The following is a 3,767-nucleotide window of genomic DNA, read 5'->3' as shown; positions in this document are numbered from 1 at the left end:
GCCCCCGGCCACCCACAGCGCCCCTCGCCCCCGACCCCGCGCGACGAGGAGCGGGGCCAGCAGCGCGGTGATGCAGTACGCCGCGTAACCGCCGGCCGCCAGCGCACCGGCGGCGCCGGCGGAGAAGCCGAACTCGGCGCGGAACTGCGGCAGGTAGAGCCCGAACCCGTAGCGGGCCAGCCCGTAGGTGACCGCGATGACGGCCAGGGCCGCCCCGACGAGCAGCGCCGGGCGCAGCCGACCGGGCGTCCCGGCGCGCTGTAACGATCGTTTCGCCATAACGGTCGTTACAGTAGCGCCATGAGCCGGACACCCGCGACCCCGACGGCGCGGCAGCGGCTGCTCTCGGCCGCGTCCGAGCTCTTCTACGAGTCGGGCATCGCCGCGACGGGGGTCGACGCCGTCCTGGGGCGGGCCGGCGTGTCACCGGCCACGATGTACGCGCACTTCGCCGGCAAGGACGGGCTGGTGGCGGCCTACCTGGAGGAGCGGCACCGCCGGTGGCGCGAGGTCTGGGACGAGGTGCTCGCCGAGGAGGGCGACCACCGCGAGCGGCTCCTGTCGGTCTTCGAGGCGCTGGCCCGGTACCGCCGGCGGACCGGCGACCGCCGGGGGTGCGGCTTCCAGGCCGCCGCCACCGAGCTGCCGGCCGATCACCCCGGCCAGGTCTGGCTCACCGCGGACACCATCCTGCTCTCCGGGCGGCTGCTGGAGCTCGCGCGCGCCGCCGGCGCCGACCGGCCCGACGAGCTCGCCGCGGACCTGCTGCTCCTCTACGACGGCGCGCTGGCCGGGCTCGCCCGGCGGGCGACCACCCCGGGAGCGCTCGATGAGGACCCGGTCGGCCGCGCCCGTGCCACCGCGCGCACGGTCGTGGACGCCCGGCTCGCCGGACGGTGAACCGCAGCCCCCCACGGGACGCGGAGAGAGGCGGCCCCGGAGTCCGGGGCCGCCCCTCCCGTGGGTGCGGGATGCGTCAGCGGGTCGAGCAGGTGAGGTGCGCGAAGCCCTCCTCGGCCGCCACGAACGGGTCGAACGTCGGGTCGCCGAAGCGCGGGTCGTGCTCGACGACGTAGTACCGGGTGCTGCCACCGGCGGCGCGGAAGATCGACGCGAAGTCGAGGTCACCGCGACCGACGATCTCGATCCGGCGCTCGATGCCCTCGTTCAGGTCCTTGACGTGGAACAGCCGGACCCGGTTGCCGTACTCCTCGATCACGTCGATCGGGTCGGTGCCGGCGAAGGCCACCCAGTACAGGTCGAGCTGCGACACCACGTGCCGCCGCTCGGTGTGCTGCATGAGGACGTCGAAGGCGGTCCGGTCGCCGAACGTGGTCTCGAACTCCCAGTTGTGGTTGTGGACCATCAGCCACTGGCCGGCCTTGCGCGCCTGCTCGCCGACGGTGTCGAGGTACTCGGCGTAGGCGGTCCACTCGGCCTCGGTCGTGTACTGCGGGGTGCCGCCGGAGCCGAAGTACTTCACGCCCAGGACGCGGTTCTCCGCGAGGATCTGCTCGATGTCCGCCGGCTCCTCGGGGGTGCCGACGCTGACATGCCGCGCCGGGGCCTGGAGGCGGTACTTCCGCAGCAGCTCGGCGTACTGCTCGGCCGTCATCCCGCTGAGGGTGAAGGGCTCGACATTCCGGTACCCCATCTCGCTGAGACTGCGGAGCACCTCCTCGTGGCGGGCCTGCGTGGCCGCGTCGGTGCCGAAGCCGATGTACTCGGCGAACGTCCACAGCTGGATCGAGACGAGGCGGGCCGGCACAGGCCGGCCGACGCACGAGTTCTCCCCGCGTTCCGCGGTGGGGGGCGGGGCCGCGCTCGCCGGGCCGACGAGGCCGACGAGCAGCAGGGACGACAGGGCGGCGAACAGCGCGGCCCGCAGGGCGTGGCGCAGGGTTCTCGACAAGAGCGGGGGTCCTCTCGGGTGGGTGGCGAACGCGTGCCGTCGCCGCAGGCCGACCCACCCGTGCCGATCGCCGCCGGGGCCCGGAGGCACCCGGCCGCCGCGGGTGGCTCCGCGCCTGCGCCGAGGGCTGTGTGCTGCGCCACAGAAGCTAGCAACACTTCTGCACGACCGACAGCGGAAGTTCGTTCACCCTTGGGCGGATGCCCTGACCGGCGCGCACACCTACCGGGTGGCGAGCACCCGACCCGCGCGGGCGGATGCCACGCCCCCTCCCGCAGCCGGTCGGTGGAGGGCCGGGCGGACCTCCACCGACCGGCGGAGGTCAGCGGTTCCCGCGGCCGGTGGAGAGGTCGTCGTCGGGGCCGACCCGGACGGTCTCCACGCGCTCGGTGGACGCACCGGGAGCGGGGGCAGCCGAGGAGACGTCCTCCACCACGACCTCCTCCCGGACCTCTCGGACCGGTGGCTGCGGCGCGGCGGGGATCTCCTCGGTGACCCGGGTCGCCGGCTGCTCCTCCCCCTGGCCCGTCCTGGACGCTGCGGCCGCCGCGGCCGCGGCCGCGGCGCCCGCCACCGCGGCACCCGCGGCGACCGCCTTGCCGGACACCCCTGCCTTGCCGCTGTCACCCCGCGACGTGTGGGCCGCACTGGCGCCGGGCGTGCCGACGTCGATGTTCGGGTTGACCGACCCGCGCCAGCCGCCGGTGGCGTAGCCCTCGCTCTCCACCAGCGCCTTGAACCGCTGGAGGTCGGACTCGACCTGGCGCTCGACCAGCCCCAGCTTGTCACCGACCTGCTCGACGAGGCCTTCGGGCTCGTACTCCAGCGAGAGGTGCACCAGGGTGGAACCTGCGCCCAGCGGCTCGAACCGCACCGCTCCGGCGTTCGTCGCGCCCTCCTTGGCGGCCCACGCGATCTTCTGGTCCGGGACCTGCTCCAGGATGGTGGCCCCCCACTCCCGGCGGACCCCGGCGATCTCCGCCACCCAGTGCAGGTGCCGGTCGTCGCGCTGGCGGACCTCCTTGACGCCCCCCATGAAGTGCGGGAAGTCCTAGAACTGCGTCCACTGGTTGTAGGCGGTGGTCACCGGAACGTCCACCTGGATCGACTTCTCGGCCTTGGTGCTCATCGCTCGTCCCCTCACGGTGGTCAGCTGTTGCACGTGGAGTCGTCGCGCTACCCCGTATCGGTCGAGCCGATTCGCGGTCCCCGCCGTCGGACCGGGGTCCTGACCGACCGCCGCACCGCGCTGGCGACCGCCTTCGCCATCATGGCGGCATGAGCACACCACCGACGCGTTCCCGTGCCTTCGCCGCACTGGTCGGCGGGGCCTCCACCGCGCTGTGGGACGCCACGCCCGACGTCATCACCTCCCGCACCGCGCGGGGCTGGGCGAAGGCCGCGATCATGGCCGTCTCCCTCGCCGCCTCGACCCCCGACCTGCGGGCGGCCCGGGAGTCCCTGCGGGAGGTCCGCGAGGAGGTGCACCCCGCGGAGGCCTGGCGCGCGCTGCCGACGAGGAACAGGACCGCCCTCGCCGGGATCGCGGTCGCCGCGCTGGCCGCCTCGACCGCCGGCGTGGTGGCCGGGGAGCGGTGGGCCTTCCGCCGAGGGCAGGCCCGGGCCGCCGCCGGCAAGCGGTGGCCGCACGCCGGCCCGGCGCTGCTGTACGGCGCGCTGGCGAGCACGGTGTGGCTGGCGCCTCCCCCGGAGGTCCCGGGCACCACGGAGGGCCGGCAGCCCACCGCCTGAGCGGTCGGTAGCGTGGCGCAGCGTTGAACTTCGCGGATCTTGTGAGGTGATGGCGGCAACTTGATTGAGGAGTAGCCGCTGTGTCGATCACTACCCTGGCGCT

General features: G+C 74.3%; 4 protein-coding genes and 1 pseudogene. 2 read left to right on the top strand and 3 right to left on the bottom strand.

All coding sequences use genetic code 11. The features are described 5' to 3' along the window. A pseudogene (locus tag E9529_RS21095) lies at window positions 1–279 on the bottom strand (MFS transporter); the annotation flags it as partial. A 21-nt stretch (window positions 280–300) separates the two neighbouring features. Here E9529_RS21095 and E9529_RS21090 point away from each other — a divergent pair. Beyond that, window positions 301–900, top strand: coding sequence for a TetR/AcrR family transcriptional regulator (locus E9529_RS21090; protein ID WP_236833225.1), 600 nt, complete (start codon window positions 301–303; stop codon window positions 898–900). A 76-nt stretch (window positions 901–976) separates the two neighbouring features. Here the strand turns inward: E9529_RS21090 and E9529_RS21085 are convergent, their stop codons facing one another. Continuing rightward, entirely contained in the window at window positions 977–1,912 is a 936-nt protein-coding gene (locus tag E9529_RS21085; protein ID WP_236833224.1) for a sugar phosphate isomerase/epimerase, read from the bottom strand. Window positions 1,913–2,234: 322 nt separating this feature from the next. Further along, window positions 2,235–2,948, bottom strand: a complete 714-nt coding sequence (locus E9529_RS21080) for an SRPBCC family protein (protein WP_236833223.1) — start codon at window positions 2,946–2,948, stop codon at window positions 2,235–2,237. Between the two features lie 242 nt (window positions 2,949–3,190). Between E9529_RS21080 and E9529_RS21075 the strand changes: the two genes are divergently transcribed. Further along, window positions 3,191–3,664 (top strand): hypothetical protein, encoded by a 474-nt coding sequence (locus E9529_RS21075; RefSeq protein ID WP_236833222.1) that lies wholly within the window; start codon window positions 3,191–3,193, stop codon window positions 3,662–3,664. The last annotated feature ends 103 nt before the right edge of the window (window positions 3,665–3,767 follow it).

The organism is Blastococcus sp. KM273128, from assembly GCF_021698975.1.
Lineage (GTDB): Bacteria > Actinomycetota > Actinomycetes > Mycobacteriales > Geodermatophilaceae > Blastococcus.
Note: the sequence above shows the minus strand (reverse complement) of the source record. Positions and strands in the feature narration are given on the sequence as shown.